Raw genomic sequence first — 25,991 nt, forward strand, 5'->3', positions numbered from 1 at the left:
GGCAGGTCCTTACTTTTTGATCATCTTCTGGCCGGCCACCATGATGCGTTGATAGGCGGTGGGCATCAGTCGCTGCATGCTGTCGATGGCGCGTGCGTCGGAACCGATCAGCACGCGCCGCTTGTTGCCGCGCACGCCCTTGAGAATAGTACGGGCGGCTTCGTCCGGAGTGGTGCGGAACATCTTCTCGAAGTCCCGGCGAGCCTTTTCCGGGTCCCCGGTAATGTGCTCCATGCCCTTGGCCATGCGTGCGTTGCGGGCGATGTTGGTCTTGATGCCGCCGGGATGCACCGACGTGCAAGACACCTTGCCACCTTCCAGTTCCAGTTCCTGGCGCAGGGACTCGGTGAAACCGCGCACCGCGAACTTGGCCGCGTTGTAAGCGGACTGGGTGGGCACGCCGATCAGGCCGAACACGCTGGAGACGTTGACGATATGCCCTTCGCCGGCCGCTTTCAAATGGGGCAGGAATGCTTTGGTGCCGTACACCACGCCCCAGAAATTGATGCCCATGAGCCACTCGAAATCCTCGTAGGTCATGCGCTCCACGGTGGCGCCCAGGGCCACGCCGGCATTATTGATCACCAGGTGAGCGGCGCCAAAATGGCTGGTGACCCGTTCGGCGAAGCGGTAGACCGCGTCCCGGTCGGCCACGTCGAAGGCTTCGGTGATCAGGCGGCTGTCGTCCAGTCCCAGCTCGTTGGCGGTTTCCCGCAGGCCGGTTTCGTTGATGTCGGAGAGCGCCAGTCGGGCGCCGGCGTCGGCCAGTTGACGGGCCAGGGCGCGGCCGATGCCGGAGCCGGCGCCGGTGACCACGGCCACCTTGTCGTTGAATTGCTTCATTGCGAGCTCGTCGATTGCGATGGATTGGCCGGAGTGTAGCGATTCCGGCTATTCCAAACGGGCCAATCCCCGCTGGCGCGCTGGCCGGGGGGACGGGATGCGTCGACGCCAGGGTCCGGGGCTCAGGTGAGCTCCAGGCAACCTTCCGTGGCCACGCCGGCGATTGCCGAGCGGCAACTGGCCAGGGCTGCTTCCAGCGCCGCCTCGTCGCCGCCGTCCATGGTGACCGGCGCGTGTACCGTCATCGATACCGGGCCCGGGTGCAGGCGCAGGGTGTCCGGCGGCAGCACTTCCCGGGTGCCGGTGAGGGTTACCGGCAGCAGTGGCAGGCCCAGGTCCTGGGCCATGCGGAAGGCGCCTTTCTTGAACGGTCGCAGCTCGCCATCGCGGCTGCGGGTGCCCTCCGGGAAGAACAGGATGCTGGTGCCGTTCACCAGCCTTGCCTTGGCGGTTTCCAGGCTGGCGATGGCGGCCCGGGAGTCACGACGGTCGATGAAGATATGGCCGAGCAGGGCGCAACAGAAACCGATCACCGGCACCTTGCGCAGCTCGTGTTTCATCACCCAGCGGAAGTCCTTGTCCAGGTGTCCGTAAAGCACCCAGATGTCGTACTGGCTGAGGTGGTTGGCGACGATCACGTAGCTTTGCTCCGGATCCAGGTGCTCGGTGCCGTGCAGGCGCACCTGCACGCCGCTGAGCATCAACCCCAGCCGTGACCAGGGCACGGCGGTGAGGCGGCCCACGCGGCGAGGGCCCAGGAAAGGCATCATCAGGAAGCAGAGCAAACCGAACAGGACGGTGGCCGCCAGCATCAGGGGAGCGAACAGGAACCAGGAGTAAATGAAGAAAAGCGCGTTCACCATGCCTGTCGTCTCCATGGCCGGGCGGCGAATTGGTCCAGGCACTGATTTTAGCGAAGATGGCCGAATATGACAGGTATCACGGGTTTTTTGTTACGTTTTCCGAGGACGGACGGCCCGGGCCATTGAGGTCCAGCTCCGGATAATAGTGGCCCTGGTAGCGCGGGCGGCGCACCACCCGGTTGAGCCGTTCCAGGGTGAAGTGGGGCGTCTCGCGCAGCAGCACCTCGGTGAGCCAGCCGGGTATCCGGCCCCCCGGGTCGAAGAGCAGTTGGTAGACCACTTCCACCTGGTCCGGCGCCACCCGTTCAAAACGCAGCTCGCCGCTCAAGGCCGGCACACGCAGGTAGTCCGGGGCCGGGGGCAGCGTGGCGGGCCGGTTGAGCAGGCTCACCACCACCGTGCCCCGGCCCTGGCTGACGTGGCTTTCCAGTATTGCGTCGCGGTTCGTGAGCGGCCAGGGCATGCGCGTGGTCAGGCGCAGCCGCCGTGGGCCCGGCGCGTCCCGGTTAAGCACCTGAACACCGTCCACCAGATGCAGCCAGTCCGGGTAGGCCGCGTAGTCCTCCAGCAGCGCCACCAGCGCGTACTCGTCGGTGACCCTGAGTCGGGTGACACCGCGAAAGCCGCGCAGGCGCGAGTCGGGCACCCGCGCGGGCTGGTAAACCTGGATGCCCTGGCGATCACTGATCAGCCGCCATTGCCGTTCCTCGGCCAGCGGCGTCAGAGTGCCGGCGCCGGTCAGGAGCGGCAACAGCATGAGCAGGGACAGCCGGAGAGCGCTGATTTGCATAGGGTCTGATCCGAACTGGGAGAGGCCAATCCCCCATCATAGGCAAGGAAGGAACTCCGTGCCGGGCCGTTGGTCCGATTTTCCGGCGCGCCGGGCGGTTCGGTCAGGGTCAAGCGCCGGTTCGCGGTGTTAACATCGCTTTTTTATAAATAATACGCAGCGAGACGCGGTGCTGTATGAAGCGTTTCATTCATTGGTTCGTTGGGGGATTGCTGGTCGCCGCCTTCTGGGTGTCGCTGCCCGCCGACCCGGGTCGCCGGGAAACCCCCGCCTTCCGCCCCGACTATGTGCGCGGCCACGATGACCTGAACGGTCGCTGGCAGATGCGCTTCGCCTCCGATGCCGAGACCCCTCTTGTCCACGCCGCCTCCATGGTGGAGTTGCCGGATGGCCGTTTGCGGGCATTCTGGTTCGCCGGCAAGCGCGAGGGCGGGCCGGACGTGGGCATCCATTCCGCGGTGTTCGATCCGCGCGCGGCGCGCTGGAGCGAGGAGGAGCGGGTGATCACCCGCGAACAGATCCGCCGCCAATGGGGGCGCCATGTCCGCAAGCTGGGCAATGCCGTGCCGGTGCTCGACGACGACGGCCGCATGCGGCTGTTCGTGGTGGCGGTGAGCTTCGGCGGCTGGGCGGCGAGCCGGCTGGTGGCTCTGGAATCCGACGACCTGGGTGCCAGCTGGCAATTCGACGAGGCACTGATCGCCTCCCCCTTCCTGAACATCAGCACCCTGGTGAAGACGCCGCCGATTCACTACCAGGACGGCACCGTGGGGCTGCCGGTCTACCACGAAATGGTGGGCAAGTTCGGCGAGATACTACGGCTTGATCGTGATAACCGCATCGTCGACAAGGAGCGCATCGGCCATGGCCGCAAGGCGATCCAGCCGTTGGTGCTGGTGGACGGTCCCAAGCAGGCCACCGCCCTGCTGCGCAACGAGGACGAGGACAACCAGGGCATGCTTTACCGCAGCGACTCCCTGGATGGCGGTCAGGACTGGTCGCCCCTGTACGGCTCGCGGCTGACCAACCCCTCCTCGGCGGTGGGAGGCGTGGTGCTGTCGCCGGGGCACTGGCTGGTGGTGGCCAACTGCAATCCTAAGGAGCGCGACGATCTGTGCATGCGCGAAACCTGGGACAGCGGCGTAACCTGGTCCGACCGTTTCTATTTCCACAACCGGCACCGCTGGCGCGCCGACGACGTGGCGGAGCCGATCTATCTGGAAATGATCTCCGAGGAAGTGGCCAACACCCTGGAGGCGGAGAATCCGGAGTTGATTCGGCGCCGGGTGGAACACAATAAGTGCCATGCCAAGGGGTGCGAGTTCCAGTACGACTATCCCTATGTGCTCCAGGCCAGTAACGGCGACGTGCACATTCTCTATACCTGGAATAAATCCGCCATTCGTCATGCCTGGCTGCCAGCCGGCTCTGCCCGTGGGGGGGAAGGATGATATCGGAATGGATCTGCGCCCTGGTGCTGGTGGCGCTGGTGCTGCGCCTGGCGGTGCGGCTGCCGTTGCCTTGGCGGGTCGGCCTGGCCGGGGGCATGCTGGTGGCGGCCTTGCTACCGTTCCCCTATGGCTTGAGCGGCTGGGTGCTCAGCTACCTGAGCCACTTCAGCGTGTCTTCCGGGCTGTTGGCGCTGGTCGCCATTCAGCACCGTCTTACCGGCCATTACTGGCTGCCGGTGTGGCAGTTGCGCGCGGTTTGCGTGCTGTTGGTGGTGCTGGCGCTGTGGTTCTACCCGATGAGTCTGGGTTCCAGTTACGTGGACCCCTATGCGCTCGGGTTCGGCGACGTCGCCTTCAGTGGCGTGCTGTTGCTGATGGGGTTGCTGGCCTGGCTGTATCGCGCCTACGCCAGCTGTCTGGTGCTGGTGGTCGCGCAGTTGGCCTACGGCGCCAACCTGCTGCACTCGGATAACCTTTGGGATTACCTAGTGGATCCGTGGCTGGTGTGCTGGGCGGCGGGCTGGCTGGTGCGTGACCGCCTGCTGGTCCGTCGCGAGCGGCGTCACCGGCGGGCCGCCGGCGAACAGCCGGTGACGGCGCCGGCTTCCCGGGTCGCCGGCCAGGGCTCCTAGCGGCGCGGCCACAGGCGCGCCGCGCCGTAGCCCACCGCGAACATCACCAGATTGCCGATCAGGCCGGTGTAATAAAGATCGAACGGCGCGCTTAGCGCCACCGGCAGCATCCCCTCGTTGGTGAGCACCGTCCAGGACGTGAACACCAGGGTGCAGCCGATCCCCCACCAGGCCGCCCGGGCGTCCCCGCGCCGGCTCAGAAACCCGAGCAGATACAGCCCCAACATGCCGCCGCCGAACAGTGACACCAGAATGGTGGAGGTGTCCTGCAGGGTATGGGTGTGGGCGCCATTGAGCCACAGGGCACCGAGGATCATCAGGCCGGTGACCGCCGCCGCCACGCCGCGTGCCACGCGCAGATAATGGCGGTCATCGCGACCGGTGCGCAGGTGGCGCCGGTAGAGATCGACGATCGACACCGTGGTCACCGAGTTGATGCTGGAATCCAGGGAGCTCATGGCGGCGGCCAGCGCCGCCGCCACCACCAGCCCGGCGAGGCCCGCCGGCAGGTATTCGGTAATGAACCAGGGCAGGATCGCCTCGGCTTTCTCGGTGCCGGCCAGTACCGCCGTGGCCATGGGGTCCGGAAAGTGCTGGAAGAACACCCACAGAGCGGTGCCCAGAAGCATGTAGAACGCCCATACCGGCAGGGCGGTGAACAGATACACCCACAGGCCACGGCGGGCCTCCAGGGTGGAGCGCGAGGCGCAGTAGCGCTGCACCGTGTTCTGGTTGCTGGAGTATTCGGTGAGCCAGTTGGTGAGGCCGATGAACAGCATCATGGTGGCGGTCTTCTCACTCAGGGACAGGCCCCAGCGCACCGGTTGCGGCTCGCCGTCGCGCCATTCCGCCAGGGCGAATTTGCCGGCGGCGCCGGCCTCGCGGAACACCTGGCCGAGGCCGCCGGGCAGGGCGTCCACCACCACCCAGATACACAGCAGACCACCGATCAGCAGCACCAGGGTCTGCATGACATCGGTCCAGATCACCGCGTCGATGCCGCCGATCACCGTATACAGGCCCACGAACAGGCCGGCGGCGACGATCGCCGTGGTCGGTGACACCTCCACCAACTGCAGGATCAGCAACGACAGCAGATACAGGATCATCGCCAGGCGTACCAGTTGCGCGACGATGAAGGCGAGCGCGCCGTACACCCGCACGCTTGGGCCGAAGCGCTGCTCCAGGAATTCATAAGCGCTGGTCATGTTGCCGCGCCGGAAGAACGGCAGGAACACCCGTGCCGCCACCACTAGCGCCACCGGCAGCGCCAGATTGGGCAGGTAACGCAGCCAGCCGGTCTTGAAGGCATCCGCCGGGTAGGCCAGGAAGGTCACCGAGCTGATCGAGGTGCCCACCAGGGACAGGCCGATCACCCAGCCGCGAAAGCGGCGTCCGCCGACGAAGTATTCCTCGGTGTTGGTGTTGCGCCGCGCGAAATGGAAGCCGATCAGCAGGATCGCCGCCAGATAGACCAGCAGCACCGCCCAGTCGAGCGTGGCCAGCGTCATCGGGCGGGCGTCATGGCTGGATCTCGACCTGGTCGGCCTGCATGCCGCGCTCGGACTGGCGCACCACGAAGCGCACCCGGCTGCCGGCGCGCAGGCTGCGGCGTCCGCCATTCCGGACCGCCTTGAAGTGGACGAAGATTTCCTCCCCGTTGTCGGCAAGGATGAACCCGAAACCCTTCTTCGGGTTGAACCACTTCACCTCGCCCTGGCGGCGCTCGTCACCGCCGGTCGACACCGGCAGCCGGTTCCAGGGGGCCAGTGGCAGCGCGTACAGCGCCACCGGAATCCACAGCCAGGCGGCGGCGCCGAACGCCGGCGCGCCATGGCTGGCCACCAGACCGGCCAGATAGAACAGCACCGCCACGTGCAGCGGCAGCCGGGTGGGGCCGCCGGCCAGGCACACCAGGTTCACCGCCGCCGCCAGTAACAGCCCCAGGCCGGTCTGTTGGGTGAGCAGGGGCGAGATCAGCAGAACCTCGTCGCCGCCATGGGCAAGCAGTACGAAGGATCGCGGGGCGAACAGCAGCCAGGCGCCGGGCAGGGCCAGCAACACGACGGCCAGAGCGTACACGACCGCCAGGGGTTTGGAGACTTTCATGAAATCGGTATGTCCTTGGACGCATCATTATCATTATGGACGGCGCATTGTAACGAACCGGCCCGGCAATCTCACGGGCACGGCGCTCTCGCCGCCATGCGCCACGGCCAGTATCATGCGGCCATGCGCTTTCCTTTTCTCACCGATGCCTTTCTCGGCGCCCTGGAGCAGACCGGCGCCACGCCGGCCCGTGGCTGGGGCCCCTGCCACCTGCGTGATGGCGATGCCTTTGTTCCGCTCTACGCGCGCGACGGTTCGCGGGGCGAGTACGTATTCGATTTCGCCTGGGCGGACGCCTATGAGCGCCATGGTCTGTCGTACTACCCCAAGCTGGTCACCGCGATTCCGTTCACGCCGGTGGTCGGGCCGCGCTGGCGCGGCCAGTGGCGGGCGGCGGATCTTTGGGCAGGGGTGCGCGAGCGGGTCGCCGAGCAGGGCGCCAGTGGCTGGCATCTGCTGTTCCCGGACGCGCCGGCCCGGGCGGCGCTGGCGGAGCTGCCGCTGATCGAGCGCCAGGCCTGCCATTTCCGCTGGTTCAACCGGGGCTATACGGATTTCGATGCTTTCCTGGGCACCTTTAATTCCCGTAAGCGCAAGAGCGCGCGCCGGGAGCGCCGCCGGGTGGCGGAGCAGGGGCTGACCGTGCGGCGGCTCACCGGCGCCGCCATCGAACCGCGCCACTGGCGTTTTTTCTTTCAATGCTACGCCAACACCTACTTGGTGCGCGGCCAGTTGCCCTATCTCGATGAGACCTTCTTCCGCCGCCTCGCCGACGGTCTCGGCGAACAAATCCTGCTGGTGCTGGCGGAGCACGGAGAGGAGCCGGTGGCGGCGGGGCTTTACCTGTTCGACGACCAGGCCCTGTACGGTCGTTATTGGGGCAGCATACGGGAATACGACGCTCTGCATTTCGAGGTGTGCTACTACCAGGGCATTGAGTTCGCCATCGAGCGCGGGCTGGCGGAGTTCGACCCGGGGGTGCAGGGGGAGCACAAGATACTGCGTGGCTTCGAGCCGGTGCTCACCTATTCGCTACACTGGCTGGCGGAACCCGCTTTCCACGAGGCGGTGGCGGATTTCTGCGAGCGTGAGGCGGAGCATGTACGCGCCTATCGCGACGAGGCGCGGAGCCTGCTGCCGTACCGCGCCGATCAGGCCGGCACCGGCTCCGGCGCGGGAGAGGGCGCCAGCCCACGCTGAATCATCAGCGCCATGGTGACCGGGTCGCAGGGATCGTGGCGCGGGTGGTCGGGGCATTTCGGGCCCAGTGCCAGGGTCACGTCGTCGAGGCCGTCGTCGTCATTCTCCGCGCCGGCCAGATTAGCCAGGTACTCGAACACCCGGCCTCGACCGTCCACCAGGGTGCCGGTATACAACTGCTCGTCGCAGCGACGCACCAGTGGGAACACGCACTCGGCGAGGGTGATGCCGTGGGCCACCAACCAGGCGGTCAGGGCCGGTTCCAGGGCACCGTCGCGGATACGGTGAGTGTGCTCGCAGACGTTGCGCCAGGTGTTGCGGTGACTGTTCTTGGCCAGTTCCATGTTGTTGTTCTCCCCAATACGCCCCCTTTTACAATTGTGAACCCTATCACAAAAATTGATCTGCTCAAATATTGTTCAGCCGGTTCGGGAAAAGAGGCGGCATGGGGCATTCGAGCAGCGCGCACAGGGCGCGAAGCAATTCCGCCTCGGCTACTTGCACCTGGCCATCGGAGAGCACCAGATCGGCGGCCGCGTCGATCAGGGGGGCTTTCAGCAAGGGGGTGAGGCGAGCCAGCCGGGCCACCGCGGCTTCCATGCGCGGCGCCGGGTAGCGATCCGGCGGCAGCAGCAGCCGCCCGCCGGGCAGCAGCCCGCGGGTGGCGCGCTGAAAGGCGGCCAGGGCGGTGGTGCGGGCGGAGTCACCGGCCCAGGCCAGCGCCGAGAACACCACCTGGATTTCCGTGGCCACCGCGCTCAGGCGGTGAATGTCCGGCTTGTGTCCTCGCCGCTCGGTATCGCTCAGGGTTTGGCGTGCCATGGCGGCCAGGGCCCAGCACAGCAGGTCCTCGCGGCTGCGTTGGCGGGTGATGGCGTGCAGTTGACCAAGAATCACCGGTCGGCGGCTGGCCGGCGCCTGGGACAGGGTGGCCAGGGCCAGGTCCAGCAAGGGCAGCCGCAGGCGGGTGCCCAGGCCGCGCACCTGCTCCACCAGCGCGGCCCGGCGGCCGGTGCGCAGTGCCGGCGGTGGCGCCACCGGCCCCAGGGCCAGGGTGTAGAGCACGCATTCGGCGCCCTCCTGGGTATGCAGGGCGTGGCGCAGATCCTCGGGCAGGCTTTCCAGCAGGGAGCGGGCATAGCCCAGGTTGGCGTCGTCCATCCGCCCTACCTGCCGTGACGGGGGCATGTCGCTGGCTTCCGGCGCCCGCCGGCGCCGTGCCCGGGCCCGGGCCGGCCAGTCGGCGCCCAGGTCGCCGAGGCGCTGTTCGATGCTGGGGTGGGTGGCCAGCAGGCGGCGCCAGCGCAGCGCCAGCGTTTCGGCGAACGCCATATGGCTGAGGTCCTCGGCGTGCAGGCTGTGCAGGTAGGACCCGGCACCGTTGCGGATTTTGATCAGGGCGCCGGCCAGGCCGTCGGCCCGGCGGGTGAATTGCACCGCGCTGGCGTCGGCCAGGCGTTCCCGCTGGCGCGAAATAGCGGCCTTGATCAGACGCCCGAAGAACAGGCCGGCGTAGCCGATGATCATTAACGCCAGGCCTCCGACGGCGAACGGCGCATTGCCCCGGCGGTGGCCGTCGCCGCTGGAGAAGTGCAACAGGAATTCCCCCACCTTGCCGATCGCCAGGATGCCGGCCAGGGCGGCCAGCAGGCGCAGGTTAAGACGCATGTCGGCGTTGAGGATATGGCTGAATTCATGGGCCACCACCCCCTGTAACTCGTCGCGGTCGAGTTGCTCCAGGGCGCCCCGGGTGACCACCAGCACCGTGCAGGATGGCGTCAAGCCGGCCACGAAGGCGTTGATGCGCTCTTCCGCGGGCAGCACATAAAGGCGTGGCACATAGGCGCCGGCGGCGATGCTCATTTCCTCGACCACGTTGCGCAGGCGCCGCTCGCCGGCGTCCTCCGGGGCGGCCGGTACTTCCCGGGCGCCCAGCAGGCGGGCCAGGGCCGGACCGCCGTCGCGCAGTTGCCAGGATTTGCGCAGGGAGCCGCCGATCAGTACCGCCAGGGTGGCCAGGGTGACCCACAGCCCGGTTTCACTGGTCAGCCAGTGGGCCAGGCTCAGGTCCGGGCGCAGCCAGCGGGTCAGCAGCCAGGCCGCCAGGTCCACGGTGGCGGCCACCGCCGTCAGGGCGGCCAGGAAATACAGGACCAGCAGAAAGGTGCGGCGCCGGGCCCGTGTCTGATGGTCGAAGAAATCCATGGCCCGGGGATCAGAAGGTGACGTTCACCGCCTGACGGGCCTCCGGGTTCTCGATCTCCAGCAGCCGGGCTTCCTTGAACGGGCCGAACAGGCCGCTCACCACGTTGTTGGGGAACTGCTCCCGGTAGGTGTTGTAGTGCATCACCGCGTCGTTGAAGGCCTGGCGTGCGAAGCCGATGCGATTCTCGGTGCTGGACAACTCTTCCATCAGCTCGGCCATGGTCTGGTTGGCCTTCAGCTCCGGGTAGTTCTCGCTCACCGCCAGCAGCCGCGACAGGCCACCGCTGAGCAGGGATTCGGCGCGCCCCAGCCGGTCCACGGCGGCGCCGTCGTCGGGCCGGGCGGCGGCGTCGCGGCGTGCCGCCTCGGCCTGGTTGCGTGCCTCGATGACGGCGGTCAGGGTCTGGCGCTCGTGGTCGAGGTAGGCTTTGGCGGTTTCCACCAGGTTGGGGATCAGATCATGGCGGCGCTGTAACTGCACGTCGATCTGAGCAAAGGCGTTCTTGAAGCGGTTGCGCAGGCTGATCAGACGGTTATAGACCGCGATCAGATAAACCAGCGCCGCGATGATCACGGCGAAAAACAGCCAGGTACCCATCCTTCCCCCTTTCCCCAGGGTGATTGTTGTGCGCTCTAAACTACTGCAAGCATCCGGGCTTGGCTATCCGCGTGATGGCGACCGGTTCACGGTTGCAGCGGATGCACTGGAATGTAGTGATCCACCAGCAGGGCGGTGAACAGCACGAACAGGTAGACGATGGAATAGCCGAAGGTCTTCATCGGCAGTTTCGGGTCCTGGCTGAAGCGCAGTCGCACCGCGTGCACCAGGAAAATGCCGCTGAGGATCACCGCGCTGACCAGATAGATCAGGCCGCTCATGCCGGTCAGATAGGGGAGCAGGGAGCAGATGAACAGCAGAATGGTGTAGTAGAGCACCGATTCCCGGGTGAAGGGGATGCCGTGGGTTACCGGCAGCATGGGCACGTCCGCCTTGGCGTACTCATCGGCGCGGTGGATCGCCAGCGCCCAGAAATGCGGCGGCGTCCATACGAAGATGATCAGCACCAGCAGCCAGGCGTACGGGTCCAGGGAGTTGGTCACCGCCGCCCAGCCGAGCAGCGGCGGGATGGCGCCGGCGATGCCGCCGATCACGATGTTCTGCGGCGTGGCGCGCTTCAGGTACAGGGTATAGACGAAGGCATAGCCGACGAAGCCGAACAGGGTGAGTCCGGCGGTGAGCGGGTTGACCAGGAAATACAGCATGGCCATGGACGCCAGCGCCAGGGCCACGGCGAACGCCACCGCCGCCTTGGGCGAGATCACGCCGGCCACCAGCGGGCGCTTCTCGGTGCGCTTCATGATGGCGTCGATCTTCTGGTCCATGATCTGGTTGATCGCCGCCGAGGCCATCATCGCCAGGGACAGGCCCACGAAGGCCGGGATGAAGATGTCCAGGGGCACCATGCCCGGCGGATCGGTGGCCAGGAACATGCCGGCCACGGCGGTCACCATCAACAGCATCACCACCCCGGGTTTGGTCAGTGCCAGGTAGTCACGCCAGCCGGCGGCGGCGCGCGCCTGATGATCGGACTGATTAGGGCTCATCGCCTTGTCGTTCACGCTCATGATGGCTCCCTGTCGGCCTATGGCTGCCCGTCCGGGTGCCGTGGGTGGCGGGCACCGCATTTTACGTTAATCGAGCGGATAAAGAGTACCAGCGACACCAGCAGCGCCACGGCGCCGAAGTTGTGGGCCACGGCCACCCACAGTGGCACCGCGAACACCACGTTGCTGATGCCCAGGGCCACCTGCAGGGCCAGTAGCCCGAGGATCACCAGGGCGAAGTTTCGGAAGAACACACTGCGCGCGCGCAGCAGAATGCGGCCCACCAGTAACAGCACCATGAGGGTCACCAGCAGGGCGCCGAAGCGATGCATCACGTGGATGGTGGTGCGGGCGTCGTTTTCCAGCACGCCGAACTCATAGTCCGGCTTGTCGTGCTCGTGGCCCCAGAACACGAAGGCATCCTCGAAATCCAGATGCTCGGTCCAGCCGCGCTCGCACACCGGCAGCTCGGTGCACACCACGGCGGCGTAGTTGGCGGTGGTCCAGCCGCCCAGGGCGATCTGCAGAATCACCGCCGCCAGGGCCAGGCCCCCCAGGGTTCTCAGGCTACGCACGTCGCAATCATTGAGGAAGCGCGGCCAGCGGTAGAGGCGGGCGGTGAGCAGGGCGAGCAGGGTAAAGGTGGTGAAGCCCCCCAGCAGATGCAGCATGACGATGGTGGGCTGCAGCCCCAGGGTCACCGTCCACATGCCGAGAATGCCCTGGAAGATCACCAGCACCACCAGAAACAGGGGCAGCTTGAGCGGCTGTTTTTCACGTTTGCGGTTGGCCAGGCTCAGGCCGGCGATGATCAGGATCAGCAGCCCCAGGGTGGACGCGAAGTAGCGATGCACCATCTCCGGCACCGCCTTGTGGGCTTCCCGCAGGGCGCCCGGGTTGCTGGCGTTCTGTTCATTGACGTGCTCGATGGCCTTGCGCACGTCCAGATGGCCGTAACAGCCAGGCCAGTCCGGGCAGCCCAGGCCGGCGTCGGAGAGCCGGGTCCAGGCCCCCAGGATGATGACGCCGGCGGCCAGCACCAGGGCCAGCACCGCGATGCGGCGCAGCCAGATTTGCGAGGGAGTCGGAGTTTGCACGGTTTCGGGATGCATGTATCGGGACCTGTCAGGGTTGCGGCGGCGCTCAGATCAGCGAGCCTTTCAACGTGCGTTCTAGATCCAGGCGGATGTTTTCCGCCTCCTCAAGGGTGGCGTCCATGTCCTCGTGGGTGGGGTAGCGCATGAAGATCTGCCCGTCCGGGCTGATCACGAAGACGTCGCCGATGGCGTCGCCTTCAAGGCCTTCGTAGGCCGGCGCCAGGGCCTGGCGGACGGTGTCCGCGTCGCCGTTGACCTCCACCGTGCCGGGCACCTTGTCATCCAGAAAAGCACGCAGCTCGTCGGAGGCCGGGGCGGTGTGCACCACGATGCGGCGCAGCCGGTCCATGTTTTCGCCCAGGGTGCGCTGCACCTGGCGCATCTGATAATAAAGCCCGTTCTTGCAGGCCGCGCCGCAGTCGGCCCCGGCCACGTACATCAGGCTCCATAGCCCGGCGGTGTCCTTGGCGTTGTATGCGCCGCCGTCGTCCTCATGCAGCGCCAGGGCGCGCAACTGCACATGGGGCAGGATCAACTGCCCCTTGTTCTGCCGGGGCAGTTCCCAAGGGTCCACGAAATAACGGCCAGCGATGAAGAACAGAACGAAGGGGCCGACGATGGCGAGCAAGGTCAGCCTGTTTTTGGTACGTGGCGACATGGTTTCAGCGGTCCGATCGGGGGCGCCGGCGGAAAAGGGCGACCAGGTACATGATCAGGGCGGCCAGGGCCAGGCCCAGCCATTGCAGGGCGTAGGCCTGATGACGCTCCGGGCTGATAGCCGCCGTCGCCGCTTGCCAGGGTCGTGGCAGCGGTTCGCGATCGCCCAGGGGTTGGTCGGGGGCCACCCGAATCTCGAAGGGCGCCAATTCTACCCCAAGTCGGTGCCCGATGGCTGCAAAATCCACTTTTTGTACCCGTAACGGCCAGTGATTCTCCGGCAACGGCGTGTCCTTGAGCACCAGGGCGTTGTCCGGTGGCACATAGGCCGTGCCGTCGACCGTGACCGGGCCGCTTACCGGCGGCACCGCGGGCAGCTCCCGGCGATCGGCGCCGCGCGGCAGCCAGCCCCGGTTGACCAGCACCCAGTGGCCGTCGTCGGCGCGCAGCGGCGTCAGCAGGTAATAGCCCGCCACGCCCTGGTAAGTGCGGTTGTCCAGCAGCACCGAGCGGCCGCTGTCCAGTTCACCGTGCACCCGCACCGGCCGGTGGTCCGGGTCCGCCTCGGCGAGGGCGGTGGCCAGCGACACCGGCGCGGAACGGGCCTTGGCGGCCTGATCCGCCAGCCAGGCGCGCTTCTCCCCGGCGCGCTGCCATTGCCACCAGGACAGCGCCAGGCACAGCGCGATCACGGTGAGCGTGAGCAGCAGACCAAGTGGGGAAAAGCGCCTCTTCATCTTTCACTCGCTGGGGTGGCGGCTACAATGGGCGCGTATTGTACCCGACCGGGGTCGGGCGTCGAGGCAATGTCGCCCCGGCAAGGCAAAGGAGAACACTATGTGGTGGGTGAAGCTGATCATCCTGGTGCTGCTGGTGGCGGCGGTGGCGGCGCTGGCCCGCGCCCTGATGTCGCTGGTGCGCGGTGAAGGCAAGGATGGCAAGACCATGCGCGCGCTGGCCTGGCGGGTCGGTTTCTCGGCGGCGGTGTTCCTGTTCATCCTGATGAGCATGATGATGGGCTGGATCCAGCCCCACGACGTCAACCCGGGCCAGCGCTACGGCGAGCCCATCGAGCAGGGTGAATGACGCCGGGCGCCGGCACTGGAGACGCGACACGCGACACGCATGCACGCTTGCACGCAACACGCAACACGCAACACGCCCGCACGCCCGCGAGACACCGCCATACCGCCCGGCAGGAAACACGCCACGCCCTCCGGATAGGGGTTGAGCGTGTAAGCGTGTAGGCGTGCCAGCGTGTAAGCGTACATGCGTTAAGCAAGCCCCAAACAAAAAGCCCCGGCTTGTGACCGGGGCTTTTCGTTTCCAGGGTGGTCGGCGGGGTTACAGCCAGTACACCACCACGAAAAGGAACAGCCAGACCACGTCCACGAAGTGCCAGTACCAGGCCCCCGCTTCCCAGGCGAAGTTGTTCTCCGCGTCGAAGTGGCCCTTGATCACCCGCATCAGGGTGACGAACAGGAAGATGGTCCCGATGGTCACGTGGGCACCATGGAAACCGGTCAACAAGAAGAACAGGCTGCCGTAGATGCCGGCGTGCAGCGTCAGGCCCATTTCGGTGTAGGCGTGGATGTATTCCTCCACCTGCAGACTCAGGAAGATCATGCCCAGCAGTACGGTAACCGCCTGGAAACCGATCAGCTTGCCGCGCTTGCCTTCCAACAGAGCGTGGTGGGCGATGGTCAGGGTGATCGAGCTGGTCAGCAGGATGGCTGTGTTGATCGCCGGCAGACCCCACGCGCCCATGGCCTGGGTGGTGGTGCCGTCCGGAGTCTGAATCAGCGGCCACATGGCCTGGAAGTTCGGCCACAGCAGTTCATGGGTCATGGCGTTGTTGCCGGCGCCACCCAGCCACGGCACGATCAGCCAGCGGGTGTAGAACAGGGCGCCGAAGAAAGCACCGAAGAACATCACCTCGGAGAAGATGAACCACAGCATGCCCTGGCGGTAGGAGATGCCCAACTGCTTGCTGTGCAGGCCGCCCACGGATTCCTTGATGGTGTCGCGCCACCAGATCGCGATGATGAACAGCAGGGTGGCCAGGCCGACGAAGAACAGCGGCATGCCCCAGCTACCCTGGAACTTGTCCGGGTCGGTGCTCTGCTGGATAAAGTGGGCACCGCCGAAGGCGGTCATGAACAGACCCACCGAGGCCGCCAGGGGCCAGGGGCTGCTCTCGGGTACGTAATACTTGTCAGTAGCCATTGCGAAAAAATCTCCTGTACAACCGGCCGTTATGGGGCGACCACATTGTTGTTGGTGGCGGCGACCCGGTCGGTCACATCGAAAATCGTGTATGACAGCGTCAGGGTGTTGATATGACGCGGCAGCTCCGGGTCCAGGTAGAAGATCATCGGCATCTCCTTGCGCTCGCCCGCCGCCAGGGTCTGCTGGTCGAAGCAGAAGCACTGGGTTTTGTGCAGGTAGCGCGCCGCTTCCCCGGGGGTCACGGACGGGATGCTCTGGGTGACGATGTCACTGTTCTTCGGGTTGCTGGCGTAAAAGTTCACCAGGGTGATTTCTCCCGGATGCACCTTCACCCGGCGCGTGGCGGACATGAAGTCGCCGTTCACGCCCTGGCCCCGCTGGGTGATGAACTCCACGGTCACGGTGCGGTCTTCCACGGTCCGTGACGGCCCCTCGCTGCTTGCCGTTGACGATGTCTTTCCATTCAAACCGGTGATGTCACAGATCACGTTATAGAACGGCACCATGGCGAACGCGAAGCCGAACATCGCCAGCGCCCAGATCAGGAGCTTGCGCAGGGTGCGCTTGTTGCGATGTTCGAGGCTGTCGTTGCTCATGGCGCCGTTATCCGCGATCCGTTATTTCACCACCGGGGGCGTTTCAAAGGTGTGGAAGGGCGCCGGGGAGGGCACTTCCCATTCCAGGCCTTCCGCCCCTTCCCACGGCTTGGCCGGGGCCTTCTCGCCTTTCTTCAGGGCGCACAGCACGCACACCGCCAGGAACAGCAGCTGCGACAGGCCAAACCAGAAGCCGCCGATGGAAATCCAGAAGTTATAGTCGGCGAACTGCAGGGCATAGTCCGCGTAACGACGCGGCATGCCCGCCAGGCCCACGAAGTGCATCGGGAAGAACAGCAGGTTCACGGAGATCAGGGAACTCCAGAAGTGCAGCTCGCCGAGCAGCTTGTTGGGCATCACGCCGGACCACTTGGGCAGCCAGTAGTAGGCGGCGGCGAACATGGTGAACACGGCGCCGGACACCAGCACGTAGTGGAAGTGCGCCACCACGAAGTAGGTATCGTGGTACTGGAAGTCCACCGGCGTGATCGCCAGCATCAGACCGGACAGGCCGCCACAGGTGAACAGGATCACGAAGGCGATGGCCCACTTCATGGGCAGCTCGAAGGTCAGTGAGCCGCGCCACATGGTGGCCACCCAGTTGAACACCTTCACGCCGGTGGGCACCGAGATCAGCATGGTCATGTACATGAAGAACAGAGTACCGGCCAGGGGCATGCCCACGGTGAACATATGGTGCGCCCAGACCACGAAGCTGAGCAGCGCGATGGACGCGGTGGCGTAGACCATGGAGGCGTAGCCGAACAGCTGCTTGCGCGCGAAGGTGGGGATGATCGCCGACACGATCCCGAACGCGGGCAGGATCATGATGTACACCTCGGGGTGCCCGAAGAACCAGAATACATGCTGGAACAGCACCGGGTCACCGCCGCCGGCGGCGCTGAAGAAGCTGGTGCCGAAGTGGCGGTCGGTGAGCATCATGGTCACCGCGCCGGCCAGTACCGGCATTACCGCGATCAGCAGGAAGGCGGTGATCAGCCAGGTCCATACGAACAGCGGCATTTTCATCAGGGTCATGCCCGGCGCGCGCAGGTTGAACACGGTCACGATCACGTTGATCGCGCCCATGATCGAGGAGATCCCCATCATGTGCACGGACAGGATGAACAGGTCGGTGGACGCCGGGCCATACTCGGTGGAGAGCGGCGCGTAGAAGGTCCAGCCGAAGTTCGGCGCGCTCGGATGCCCGGCGCCGAAGGCGCTCATGAACATCGAGCTCATCAGGATCAGGAAGGCGAACGGCAGGATCCAGAACGACCAGTTGTTCATGCGCGGCAGCGCCATGTCCGGCGCGCCGATCATCAGCGGAATCATCCAGTTGGCCAGCCCGACGAAGCCGGGCATCACGGCGCCGAATACCATGGCGAGGCCGTGAACGGTGGTCAGCTGGTTGAAGAATTCCGGGTCCACGAACTGCATGCCCGGTTCCAGCAACTCGGTACGGATCACCATCGCCAGCAGACCACCGAGCATGAACATGGCGAAGCTGAACCACAGGTACAGGGTGCCGATGTCCTTGTGGTTGGTGCTGAACAGCCAGCGTTTCAGGCCGGTCGGGGCGTGGTGATGATGGTCATCGTGTGCGGTGGCAGCGGTACTCATCGATCTCCCCTCCCTTACTCTTGTTCGTAGACGTCTTCGGGTTGAATCAGGTCACCGGTCTCGTTACCCCAGGCGTTACGCTCGTAGGTAATGACGGAGGCGATCTGGCGCGGTGACAACTGGGCGGCGAAAGCGGGCATGGCGCCACGGCCTTCGATCAGCACATGGATGTGCTCTTCCAGATGTTCTTCCTGGGTGGCGAAGTCGCTGCCCGCGAACGGCAGGCCGACACCGCCTTCCCCATTGTTGCCATGACACACGGCGCAGTTGCCGGCGTAGGTCTGCTGGCCCAGCTCCATGGCCTCGCCGAGATCGGCGAACGGCGTCAGGTCCGGCGCGGCGGCGGCTTCTTCCTTCTTCTTGGCCAGCCAGTCCTGGAACTCCGCCTGGCTTACCACTTCCGCCTCGATGGGCATGAAAGCGTGGTTCTTGCCGCACAGCTCGGCGCACTGACCGTAATAGGTGCCTTCCTGACCTTCGGGAACCTTTGCCCAGGTTTCGTTGACAAAGCCGGGGATGGCGTCCTTCTTGCCGCCGAAGTCAGGCACCCAGAAGGAGTGAATGACGTCCGCGGAGGTGACCAGGAAGCGAACTTTCTGGCCGGAAGGGAGGACCAGCGGGTTGTCCACTTCCAGGTTGTAGTTCTTGTCTTTCTCGGGGAATTCCTTGCCCACGGCATCCTGGGCGGTGCCGTACGGGAACAGGCCGCCCGCCAGCACCGGGTTGTTGATCTGTTCCGGCGGCGTGGCGATGTTGGACATGAAGGAGACGCCGATATTGTTGTCGTCGCCGTAGGTCAGGTACTCGTATTCCCACTTCCAGCGATGGCCGGTGACCTTCACGGTGAGTTCCGCGTCCGAGGAATCGTCCAGTTGAATCAGCACCCGGGTGGCGGGTACCGCCATGGCGATCAGAATCACGAACGGAATCACCGTCCACAGCACTTCCAGGAAAACGTTTTCATGGAAGGTTGCCGGGTTCGGGTTGCGGGAGCGGCGGTGGCGGATCATGGAGATCAGGATCAGGCCGAACACCAGCAAGCCGATGATGGTGACGATCCAGAGGATCGTGGTGTGAAGGTCGTAGACCTCCTGGCTGACCGCGGTGACCCCGGGCCGCAGGTTATGGTCGGAACGTTCAGTCCAGTCGCTGGCCACGGCCATGCCGCTGATCATCAGCGACATAAGACCGACCGCCGCGCGGTGGAACAGAGTTGACTGCATGCGTAAGCTCCCTGTTTTCCCCAGCGAGTACCCCCCGGAACAAGGGGTCACGCCTGTTCTTTTGCCGTCACCGGCACCTGGAAAGCGAGTTTCAGGATATGATGCTGTGGAGCCCTGCCAGGTCCCTGTCTCCGGTAGGGCGGGGGCAGCCAAGGGGGTGGCCAATAACCCGCCTGGTAATGGGGAAAACCGTTCCCGGTCAAGCACTTACTTCTGGTAAGGGAAAGCCCGGCGGTTTTCCAGGGTGCGGCAAAACGCCCCACGGCATTGTGGCCGGTAACTCTAGTCATTCAAAGGGGTAAAGTCCAGCCGGAAAGCCGCGTGCGGGCTGCTTCGGCGGGGGATGCCGGGGCCCCGAATTGTGCTAGACTGCGCCCCCGTTTCAGGCCGTGTCGGACCCGCATCATGACGAAAAACCGCCAAATCTATCGGGTCATTTTCCTCAACCAGGGACAGATCTACGAGATCTACGCCGGGCAGATCTACACCAGCGATCTCTATGGGTTCATCGAGGTGGAGGAATTCCTGTTCGGCGAGCGCGCGCAGATGGTGGTGGACCCCTCCGAAGAGAAGCTCAAGAACCAGTTCGCCGGGGTGCAGCGCTCCTTCATTCCCATGCACGCGGTGATTCGCATCGACGAGGTGGAGAAGGAAGGGGTAGGAAAAATTACCGAGGCGGGCAGCAATGTCACCGCCTTCCCCCTGCCGTTCGGGCCCGGTGGCGGCAAGAAATAGCAGACTCACAAAATCGCCGGGAGCGAGTTTGGACGTCGCCGCCAGCGACGGTCCGCGGGATGACCGCCAGGGACGGTGGTCACAAAAAAGAAGGGCGCCAGCCTTACTGTACGCCCGGAGGGTTGCCTGATTGTATCAAAGGAGACTCATTCGTTTAGTGCGCATGGGAAGGGGGATAGTTCCCGGCGGCGCGCCAACTTTTTCCGAATTCGTCCCAATCTCGCTTCAACAACAGCATCAGCTTGCATATGTCCAGTGCCGGGCGGCGGCGGTGGAGCGGCGGCGTCCATGCTCCCTGGCCTTCCCTGTTCAGGCCCACTGCCCACCAACGTCATCGCCGTCGGCACTCAATAAGAGTGTGCCCGGGGCACGGCGTTCCTGTACCGGCGTGCAATTGTGAACCGGCGCACGCGGGTTTTTCCGATTTAACAAACCATCAATCGTTGCCGTCGACCGGCGTCGCCGGACGAATCAGCGCCGGGCTGTTTTCCGCTGCGTCATCGGCGTTCAGACGGGTTTCCGTGGTGGGATCGCCGGACCAGGCCGAGCGGGAACTGGTATCGGCCTGGCCTGGTAGCCAGATGGCGGTGGTGATCGCGAGCAACCCCTGAATGGCCAGTTTCGACATGGCGAGCCCTCCTGTTGTGGGAATGATTTCCATTTTGGAGAGGGGCTCGGCCGGTTCGGTTCCGTGAAATCGTGGTGGTGGGACGTCGGAAATCAGCGGTTGAGTCTGAAAACGTCCATGATGGTCTGGGTGGCGTCCAGAATGCGCACGACTTCATTGTCGATCACCACGTCCGAGTAGCCGTCCGGGGTATGGTAAACCGACTCCGGCAGGCGGTAGCCCTGATAGTAGAGATCGTCGGGCAGGCGCCGGCCTTCGCGCAGCTTGTCCCGCCAGCCCGGCGGCAGATCGCCGCCCCGGGCCACCTTCTTGCGCAGCCCCGGGGGCAGCTCATCTCCACGGTAGCGGTCACCAAAGCGGCGCAGGGCCTCCCGTTCCTGGTCGCTGAACAGGCGCGCGTCGCGCTGCGTGGCTTCCGCCCGCCCGGAGCCAGGCTTCCCCTTGCCGGCCCAGGACGGCGGGTCCGCCTGGGCCCCCAGGGTGAGACCGGCCAGGCCGGCGGCGAGCAGAACCCGAGGGAATGCATTTTTCATGGTTGGCCTCCTGTTATTGGCTCGTGCCCCATGAAAGCCCCATGGGGGTGAAGGCGCCATGATGCGGTTCCGGTTGATTGCGGGTGGAAGGTAACGAAGTGTTTAATGGCGGGCGTTTTGATCGGGAGACAAGCAATGAGCGATATCGTCAATCAAGCCATCGACTATGAAGTGGACGGCCGCGCCTTCCGGGGCCACCTTCTGTATTTGCGCGGCGCCACCCCCAGCCGCGCGCTGTTGATGGCCCCCAATTTCTTCGGTGTCAGTGATGCCGCCATCGCCCAGGCCGAGCGCTGCCTGGATAACACCCGGGCCATTTTCGTGCTCGACCCGTTCGGCAGGGACGTGCGTCCGGCCAATCCGGACGAGGCGATGGCCGCCATGGGGGAAGCGCGTGCCGATAACACCGTCCTGCGGGCGCGGCTGCGCGCCGCCCTGGCGGTGCTGGAGCAACAGGCCGGTGAGCTGGGCATCGCCCGGGACCGGCTGGCCATGTTCGGGTTCTGTTTCGGTGGCGCCTGTGCCCTGGAGCTGGCCCGGGACGGCGCCGATCTGCGCGCCTTCGTCAGTTTCCATGGCCTGCTGGATACCCCGGCGCCGGCCACCGGCGCGGTGAAGGGCAGCGTGCTGGTGCTTAACGGTGCCGACGACCCCATGGTCAGTGAGGACTCACTGAGGGCCTTCAAGCAGGAGATGGACGGTGCCGGCGCGGACTGGCAGCTCACCCACTTCGGTGGGGCGGTGCATTCGTTCACCGACCCGGGGGCGAATATCCCGGGCCGTTCGGTCTACGACCCGAAGGTGGCGCGCCGTGCCTTCGCGGCCATGGACGATTTGTTTAACGAGGTGTTCGGCGCCGGTCATTCACCATCATCAAACACCCGTCCCAGGAAGCCGGCGATGTCCTGAATCTCTTCCAGGCACACCGCGTGCTCCATGGGGTAGGTTTTGTACTCGGTGGGGTAGCCCTTGGCGCTCAGGGTGTCCGCCGCCTGGCGGCCGCCCTGTTCCGGCACCATGGGGTCGAAGGTGCCATGGGCGATGAAAATCGGCAGGCCGGCGTTGGCGTCGCTGAAAGCGATGCTGTCGGCGGTGGCGAAGTAGGTGGACAGCGCCATCAGGCCGGCCAGTTTTTTCGGATGCCGCAGGGCCGCTTCATAGGCCACCGCGCCGCCCTGGGAAAAACCGGCCACGACAATGCGTTCGGCGGGCACGCCGCGCTCGATCTCGCGCTCGATCAGAGCATCCACCTGGGCGGCGGACCGGCGGATGCCGTCCTCGTCCACGGGGCTGGTGCCGCCCAGGCCGGCGATGTCGTACCAGGCCGGCATCACCATGCCGCCGTTCACCGTCACCGGGATTCGAGGGGCATGGGGAAACACGAAGCGGGTGCGTTTGCGACCCAGTTCCGGCACCACCGGCTCGAAGTCGTGGCCGCTGGCGCCCAGGCCGTGCAGCCAGATGACGCTGGAATCGGCGGGCTGTTGCGGCTCCATTTCCACGCAGGGCAGATAATCCATCACTGTTGTCCTCTTAATTGCCGGCAACGATCACGCGCACCGCTTCCAGGCGGAAGCGGGCGTCCGCAAGCCGGGCTTCCAGGGCTTCGGTTTGCTGTTCCAGGAAAGTGATTTCCTCGTCACGGACCAGCGGATTCTTGTCGCGCAGGGCGCGCAGGCGTCGCAGATCCCGGTCCTGGCTCTCGCGCATTCGCGCCAGGGCCTCGTCGATTACCGTGCGGGCCTGATCCACCGCTTTCTTTTCATCCTCCTTGAGGCGCTCTTCCAGCAGCGCTTTCTGGCTGCCGACGATCTTGCGCGCCAGGGGCTTCTCCAACTTGTGACACTGCTTGCACAGGGCCTCGTGGGTGATCGCCGAGGACAGATCGCGGCCGTTGGCGTCCAGCAGCCGGCGTACCGTGGTCACGGGCAGGAAGCGGTCCGCCTGCAGGTGGCGTGGCGCTTCCGGCTCCACCGTGTAGATCAGCTCCAGCAGCAGGGTGCCGGCCTTGATCTTGGGGTTCTTGAGCAGGCTCACCGAGGCCTTGCCCCGGTGCTCGTCGAGAATCAGATCCAGGGCGCCTTCCACCATGGGATGCTCCCAGGTCAGGAACTGCATGTCGTCCCGGGCCAGGGCGGTGCCACGCTGGTCGGTGACGGTGACGCCGTCCTCGGGAAGATGGGGGAAGGGCTCGCGCATATGGCTGCCGGGTTTGAGAATCCAGGCATCATCGGAATGCTCTTCCTGATCCACGCCATAGTGGTCCAGAACCCGTGTCATGAACGGCCAGGGACTGTCCGCGTCCGCCGCCGCCAGATGCTGCTTGAGTACCTCCGCCTGGCGCGGATCGAAGGACGCCAGCTCAAGCAGCCGGTCGCGGCCTTCTTCCAGGCGTTGGCGCAGCGCCTCCGCTTCCGTGCGGGTGATGGTCACCAGGGTGTCGCGGGCCTCGGCGGCCTGCGGATCGGCGAGTGCCTTTTCCAGGGCGTCGGCGGTGCGCTGGCGTATCTCATGGCCGGCCGGATTGGTGTGCTCGAAGGCGTTCATGCCCTGGTGATACCAGTGGAACAACACCTCCTGGGCGTGGCCCTGGAAATAGGGCACGTGGATTTGCACGTCCTCGCTCTGCCCGATCCGGTCCAGGCGGCCAATGCGCTGCTCCAGCAGATCCGGGTCCAGGGGCAGGTCCAGCAGCACCAGGTGGTGGGCGAACTGGAAGTTGCGGCCCTCGGAGCCGATTTCCGAACAGATCAGGGCCTGGGCGCCGTCCTCATGATCGGCGAAATAGGCGGCGGCCCGGTCCCGCTCGATCAGGTCCATGCCTTCATGGAACACCGCCAGATTCATGCCCAGCTTGTAGCCGCAATGAGCGTGCAGGTCGATGGCGGTGTCGCGGCGCGCGCAGATCACCAGCACCTTCTCGCCGCGGTGCTCCTTGAGGAAACGTTCCAGCCAGCTCACCCGGGGATCGTCGGCGCACCAGCGATCATCGGCGAAGCCCGCCTCCGGGTAGAGCCGCAGGGCCAGCTCTTCGTCCGCGTCCACCCGGTACGCATCGGGCAGCGGCAACGGCTCGCCGTGAACCCGCCGGGCCGGGAAACCGGCCACGTTGTGCCGGGTGTTGCGGAACATCACCCGGCCCGGGCCGAAGCGGTCCAGCAACTCAGCGAGCACCGCGTCGCGGTGGGCTTCGTCCACGGTTTCGTCGGGCAGCAGCGCGGCGGCCCGTTGCTTGAGATCCGCCGGCCAGCTTTCCTGATCATGCAGCTCTCCGACCAGGTCCGCCACTTCCCGGTAGTGCGTCTGCTCATCGATGAACGCTTCCAGGTCCGGGTAGCGATCCGGGTCCAGCAGGCGCAGCCGCGCGAAGTGGCTTTCCAGTCCCAGTTGCTCCGGCGTGGCGGTAAGCAGCAGCAGGCCACGGCTGGCCTCCGCCAGGCGCTCCACTCGCTGGTAGGCTTCGGAGGGCGCGTCCGGGGACCAGTGCAGGTGGTGGGCTTCGTCGACCACCACCAGGTCCCAGTCAGCCTGTGCCAGGCTGTCGATGTCGCAGCCTTCCAGGAAGGCGGTGCTGCATAGCACCAACTGCTCGGAAAGGAACGGATTGTCGTCCATCTCCGGGGCGTCGCCTTCGCCTTCCGCTTCGGCGAAGAGGTCCGCCAGCATTTCCTTGACGTCGTCCACGCTGGGGCGTGACAGGGCGTTGAGGCGCTCCTCGTCGAAGATGGAAAAACGCAGATTGAAGCGCCGTGCCATTTCCACGAACCACTGGTGAACCAGGGCGTCCGGCACCACGATCAGCACGCGCCGGGCGCGGCCGGTCTGCAACTGCTGGTGGAGAATCAGGCCGGCCTCGATGGTCTTGCCCAGACCCACTTCATCGGCCAGCAGCACCCGGGGCGCGTAGCGACGCGCCACCTGGTCGGCGATGTGCAGCTGGTGGCCGATCAGATCAATGCGCGGGCCACGCAGACCCTGAATCGGCGAGCCCTCGCGGTGGGCGCGGGCCTCCAGGGCGGCCACCCGCAGTTCAAACCAGCGGTTCGAGGAAAGCTGATTGGTAAGCAGCCGCTCCTGGGCGCCGCTGAGCCGCAGGCGGTGGCCGAGCAGCGATTCCGGCACCGGCTGCACATTGTCCGGCTCGCCGGCCGGATGGGCGTGGTAGACCATCAGGCCGTTGTGGTCCTCGGCGCTGCGCACCACCAGATCCAGGCCGTCACCGGTGGTCAGGGTGTCACCCACGTCGAAGGTGATGCGCGACAGCGGCGCATTGTTCTTGGCGTAGGTGCGTTCCTCTTCCACGGCCGGGTAGCTCACCGTCACCAGGCGGTAGTCCACCTCCTTGATCAGGCCGAGCCCCAGTTCGGTCTCGGATTCACTGAGCCAGCGCTGGCCGGGGGTAAAGTCGGTCATGGCAATCCTGTGGCCGGTGGATTTCGGGAGCGGGATTATACGGGTTCGGCCGCGTCGGCGCGATGAAAGCCGGGGTTTTCGAGGAAATCCCGGTCGTGCCCAAGGGGGGCGGCCCGAGGACGGCCCCGCCGCATTGCGTTATTCTGGCGGTGATGTTGGTTGAAGGTGATGCCATGGGTGAGATCGTCCCGTTCAAGAAACCGGCCCGCAAAAAGCCCAAAAAAGGGCTGTGCCAGCACGGTTTTCATAAATGGAAGGTGGTGAAGAGTACCCGCTTCGACAGCCAGAAGGGCAAGCTGGTGACCCGCTATCAGTGCGAGCGGTGCGGCAAGCGGAAAGTGGAGGCCCACTGATATGTTGGAAATGAAGACCCACTGCCAGCACTGTGGGGATGAGCTGCGCGCCCAGGGCGAAGTGTACATCTGCTCCTATGAGTGCACTTTCTGTGTGGATTGCTGTACGGCCCTGGGCACGGTCTGTCCCAATTGTGGCGGTGAGCTGGTGCGCCGCCCCCGGCGGCCCGACCATCCCGCCCCGGCCCCTTAGGCGTCGCGCTTGA

At 65.4% G+C, this 25,991-nt stretch carries 28 protein-coding genes; 8 read left to right on the forward strand and 20 right to left on the reverse strand.

The features are described from left to right. Positions 1 to 9 precede the first annotated feature (9 nt). From ACLD02_RS05635 to ACLD02_RS05645, 3 genes are all read right to left on the reverse strand, one after another. Entirely contained in the window at positions 10 to 843 is an 834-nt protein-coding gene (locus ACLD02_RS05635) for an SDR family NAD(P)-dependent oxidoreductase (protein ID WP_203104974.1), read from the reverse strand. 122 nt (positions 844 to 965) lie between these two features. Then, on the reverse strand, positions 966 to 1,706 hold the full coding sequence (locus ACLD02_RS05640) for a lysophospholipid acyltransferase family protein (protein WP_410298136.1): 741 nt from the start codon (positions 1,704 to 1,706) through the stop codon (positions 966 to 968). A 76-nt stretch (positions 1,707 to 1,782) separates the two neighbouring features. After that, positions 1,783 to 2,496, reverse strand: coding sequence for an START domain-containing protein (locus ACLD02_RS05645; protein ID WP_410298137.1), 714 nt, complete (start codon positions 2,494 to 2,496; stop codon positions 1,783 to 1,785). 176 nt (positions 2,497 to 2,672) lie between these two features. On the opposite strand from ACLD02_RS05645, the gene ACLD02_RS05650 reads away from it, so the two are divergent. Together ACLD02_RS05650 and ACLD02_RS05655 are read left to right on the forward strand one after the other, a co-directional pair. Then, positions 2,673 to 3,947 (forward strand): sialidase family protein, encoded by a 1,275-nt coding sequence (locus ACLD02_RS05650; RefSeq protein ID WP_410298138.1) that lies wholly within the window; start codon positions 2,673 to 2,675, stop codon positions 3,945 to 3,947. Further along, a complete protein-coding gene (locus ACLD02_RS05655) occupies positions 3,944 to 4,579 on the forward strand; it encodes a hypothetical protein (RefSeq protein WP_410298139.1) in 636 nt (211 codons plus the stop codon). Before ACLD02_RS05650 ends, ACLD02_RS05655 begins: the two co-directional genes overlap by 4 nt. On the opposite strand, the gene ACLD02_RS05660 is transcribed toward ACLD02_RS05655, so the two are convergent. Next, the gene (locus tag ACLD02_RS05660) at positions 4,576 to 6,090 is read right to left on the reverse strand and encodes a sodium:solute symporter (RefSeq protein ID WP_410298140.1); all 1,515 of its coding nucleotides are present in this window, start codon (positions 6,088 to 6,090) and stop codon (positions 4,576 to 4,578) included. The genes ACLD02_RS05655 and ACLD02_RS05660 overlap by 4 nt on opposite strands. Positions 6,091 to 6,100: 10 nt before the next feature. Beyond that, complete coding sequence (locus ACLD02_RS05665) at positions 6,101 to 6,688, reverse strand: cold shock domain-containing protein (RefSeq protein WP_203104968.1); 588 nt, start codon at positions 6,686 to 6,688, stop codon at positions 6,101 to 6,103. A gap of 123 nt (positions 6,689 to 6,811) precedes the next feature. On the opposite strand from ACLD02_RS05665, the gene ACLD02_RS05670 reads away from it, so the two are divergent. Continuing rightward, positions 6,812 to 7,888 carry a GNAT family N-acetyltransferase gene (locus ACLD02_RS05670; RefSeq protein ID WP_410298141.1) on the forward strand — a complete coding sequence of 359 codons (1,077 nt, stop codon included), beginning with the start codon at positions 6,812 to 6,814 and terminating at the stop codon, positions 7,886 to 7,888. On the opposite strand, the gene ACLD02_RS05675 is transcribed toward ACLD02_RS05670, so the two are convergent. The 7 genes from ACLD02_RS05675 to ACLD02_RS05705 all read right to left on the reverse strand — a co-directional run bounded on the left by ACLD02_RS05675 (position 7,840) and on the right by ACLD02_RS05705 (position 14,189). Continuing rightward, a complete protein-coding gene (locus ACLD02_RS05675) occupies positions 7,840 to 8,232 on the reverse strand; it encodes a hypothetical protein (protein ID WP_410298142.1) in 393 nt (130 codons plus the stop codon). The two genes, ACLD02_RS05670 and ACLD02_RS05675, sit on opposite strands and share 49 nt — an antisense overlap. Positions 8,233 to 8,296: 64 nt before the next feature. After that, positions 8,297 to 10,093 carry a M48 family metalloprotease gene (locus ACLD02_RS05680; protein WP_410298143.1) on the reverse strand — a complete coding sequence of 599 codons (1,797 nt, stop codon included), beginning with the start codon at positions 10,091 to 10,093 and terminating at the stop codon, positions 8,297 to 8,299. A gap of 10 nt (positions 10,094 to 10,103) precedes the next feature. Further along, positions 10,104 to 10,691, reverse strand: a complete 588-nt coding sequence (locus ACLD02_RS05685) for a LemA family protein (protein ID WP_203104964.1) — start codon at positions 10,689 to 10,691, stop codon at positions 10,104 to 10,106. Between the two features lie 86 nt (positions 10,692 to 10,777). Then, a complete protein-coding gene (cyoE, locus tag ACLD02_RS05690) occupies positions 10,778 to 11,698 on the reverse strand; it encodes a heme o synthase (RefSeq protein ID WP_410298631.1) in 921 nt (306 codons plus the stop codon). 38 nt (positions 11,699 to 11,736) lie between these two features. Then, on the reverse strand, positions 11,737 to 12,810 hold the full coding sequence (locus ACLD02_RS05695) for a COX15/CtaA family protein (RefSeq protein WP_238401057.1): 1,074 nt from the start codon (positions 12,808 to 12,810) through the stop codon (positions 11,737 to 11,739). Between the two features lie 31 nt (positions 12,811 to 12,841). Then, the gene (locus ACLD02_RS05700) at positions 12,842 to 13,453 is read right to left on the reverse strand and encodes an SCO family protein (RefSeq protein WP_410298144.1); all 612 of its coding nucleotides are present in this window, start codon (positions 13,451 to 13,453) and stop codon (positions 12,842 to 12,844) included. Between the two features lie 4 nt (positions 13,454 to 13,457). After that, complete coding sequence (locus ACLD02_RS05705; RefSeq protein ID WP_410298145.1) at positions 13,458 to 14,189, reverse strand: SURF1 family protein; 732 nt, start codon at positions 14,187 to 14,189, stop codon at positions 13,458 to 13,460. Between the two features lie 100 nt (positions 14,190 to 14,289). Here ACLD02_RS05705 and ACLD02_RS05710 point away from each other — a divergent pair, with 100 nt between their 5' ends. Further along, positions 14,290 to 14,538, forward strand: a complete 249-nt coding sequence (locus ACLD02_RS05710; RefSeq protein ID WP_410298146.1) for a twin transmembrane helix small protein — start codon at positions 14,290 to 14,292, stop codon at positions 14,536 to 14,538. Between the two features lie 258 nt (positions 14,539 to 14,796). On the opposite strand, the gene ACLD02_RS05715 is transcribed toward ACLD02_RS05710, so the two are convergent. The 4 genes from ACLD02_RS05715 to coxB are packed head-to-tail and all read right to left on the reverse strand — an operon-like array spanning position 14,797 to position 19,123. Further along, on the reverse strand, positions 14,797 to 15,678 hold the full coding sequence (locus tag ACLD02_RS05715; RefSeq protein WP_410298147.1) for a cytochrome c oxidase subunit 3: 882 nt from the start codon (positions 15,676 to 15,678) through the stop codon (positions 14,797 to 14,799). 29 nt (positions 15,679 to 15,707) lie between these two features. Next, positions 15,708 to 16,277, reverse strand: coding sequence for a cytochrome c oxidase assembly protein (locus tag ACLD02_RS05720; protein ID WP_203104959.1), 570 nt, complete (start codon positions 16,275 to 16,277; stop codon positions 15,708 to 15,710). 21 nt (positions 16,278 to 16,298) lie between these two features. Beyond that, a complete protein-coding gene (gene ctaD / locus ACLD02_RS05725; RefSeq protein ID WP_203104958.1) occupies positions 16,299 to 17,900 on the reverse strand; it encodes a cytochrome c oxidase subunit I in 1,602 nt (533 codons plus the stop codon). A 14-nt stretch (positions 17,901 to 17,914) separates the two neighbouring features. Further along, positions 17,915 to 19,123 (reverse strand): cytochrome c oxidase subunit II, encoded by a 1,209-nt coding sequence (gene coxB, locus ACLD02_RS05730; RefSeq protein ID WP_203104957.1) that lies wholly within the window; start codon positions 19,121 to 19,123, stop codon positions 17,915 to 17,917. A gap of 405 nt (positions 19,124 to 19,528) precedes the next feature. On the opposite strand from coxB, the gene ACLD02_RS05735 reads away from it, so the two are divergent. Beyond that, positions 19,529 to 19,858, forward strand: a complete 330-nt coding sequence (locus ACLD02_RS05735; protein ID WP_203104956.1) for a DUF1820 family protein — start codon at positions 19,529 to 19,531, stop codon at positions 19,856 to 19,858. 436 nt (positions 19,859 to 20,294) lie between these two features. Here ACLD02_RS05735 and ACLD02_RS05740 read toward each other — a convergent pair whose 3' ends face one another. Further along, the gene (locus ACLD02_RS05740) at positions 20,295 to 20,486 is read right to left on the reverse strand and encodes a hypothetical protein (protein WP_203104955.1); all 192 of its coding nucleotides are present in this window, start codon (positions 20,484 to 20,486) and stop codon (positions 20,295 to 20,297) included. 92 nt (positions 20,487 to 20,578) lie between these two features. Next, positions 20,579 to 21,019, reverse strand: a complete 441-nt coding sequence (locus ACLD02_RS05745) for a hypothetical protein (protein WP_238401056.1) — start codon at positions 21,017 to 21,019, stop codon at positions 20,579 to 20,581. 135 nt (positions 21,020 to 21,154) lie between these two features. Between ACLD02_RS05745 and ACLD02_RS05750 the strand changes: the two genes are divergently transcribed. Then, positions 21,155 to 21,928 (forward strand): dienelactone hydrolase family protein, encoded by a 774-nt coding sequence (locus tag ACLD02_RS05750; protein ID WP_410298148.1) that lies wholly within the window; start codon positions 21,155 to 21,157, stop codon positions 21,926 to 21,928. Here the strand turns inward: ACLD02_RS05750 and ACLD02_RS05755 are convergent. Both ACLD02_RS05755 and rapA read right to left on the reverse strand, forming a co-directional pair. After that, the gene (locus ACLD02_RS05755; RefSeq protein ID WP_410298149.1) at positions 21,880 to 22,539 is read right to left on the reverse strand and encodes an alpha/beta hydrolase; all 660 of its coding nucleotides are present in this window, start codon (positions 22,537 to 22,539) and stop codon (positions 21,880 to 21,882) included. The genes ACLD02_RS05750 and ACLD02_RS05755 overlap by 49 nt on opposite strands. A gap of 13 nt (positions 22,540 to 22,552) precedes the next feature. Further along, positions 22,553 to 25,432, reverse strand: a complete 2,880-nt coding sequence (gene rapA, locus ACLD02_RS05760; protein ID WP_203104952.1) for an RNA polymerase-associated protein RapA — start codon at positions 25,430 to 25,432, stop codon at positions 22,553 to 22,555. Between the two features lie 173 nt (positions 25,433 to 25,605). Here rapA and ACLD02_RS05765 point away from each other — a divergent pair, with 173 nt between their 5' ends. Next, a complete protein-coding gene (locus tag ACLD02_RS05765) occupies positions 25,606 to 25,785 on the forward strand; it encodes a hypothetical protein (protein ID WP_203104951.1) in 180 nt (59 codons plus the stop codon). A 1-nt stretch (position 25,786) separates the two neighbouring features. Then, positions 25,787 to 25,978 (forward strand): DUF1272 domain-containing protein, encoded by a 192-nt coding sequence (locus ACLD02_RS05770; RefSeq protein WP_203104950.1) that lies wholly within the window; start codon positions 25,787 to 25,789, stop codon positions 25,976 to 25,978. Positions 25,979 to 25,991: the final 13 nt, after the last annotated feature.

Source organism: Alloalcanivorax sp. C16-2, from assembly GCF_046507615.1.
Taxonomy (GTDB): Bacteria; Pseudomonadota; Gammaproteobacteria; order Pseudomonadales; family Alcanivoracaceae; genus Alloalcanivorax; species Alloalcanivorax marinus_A.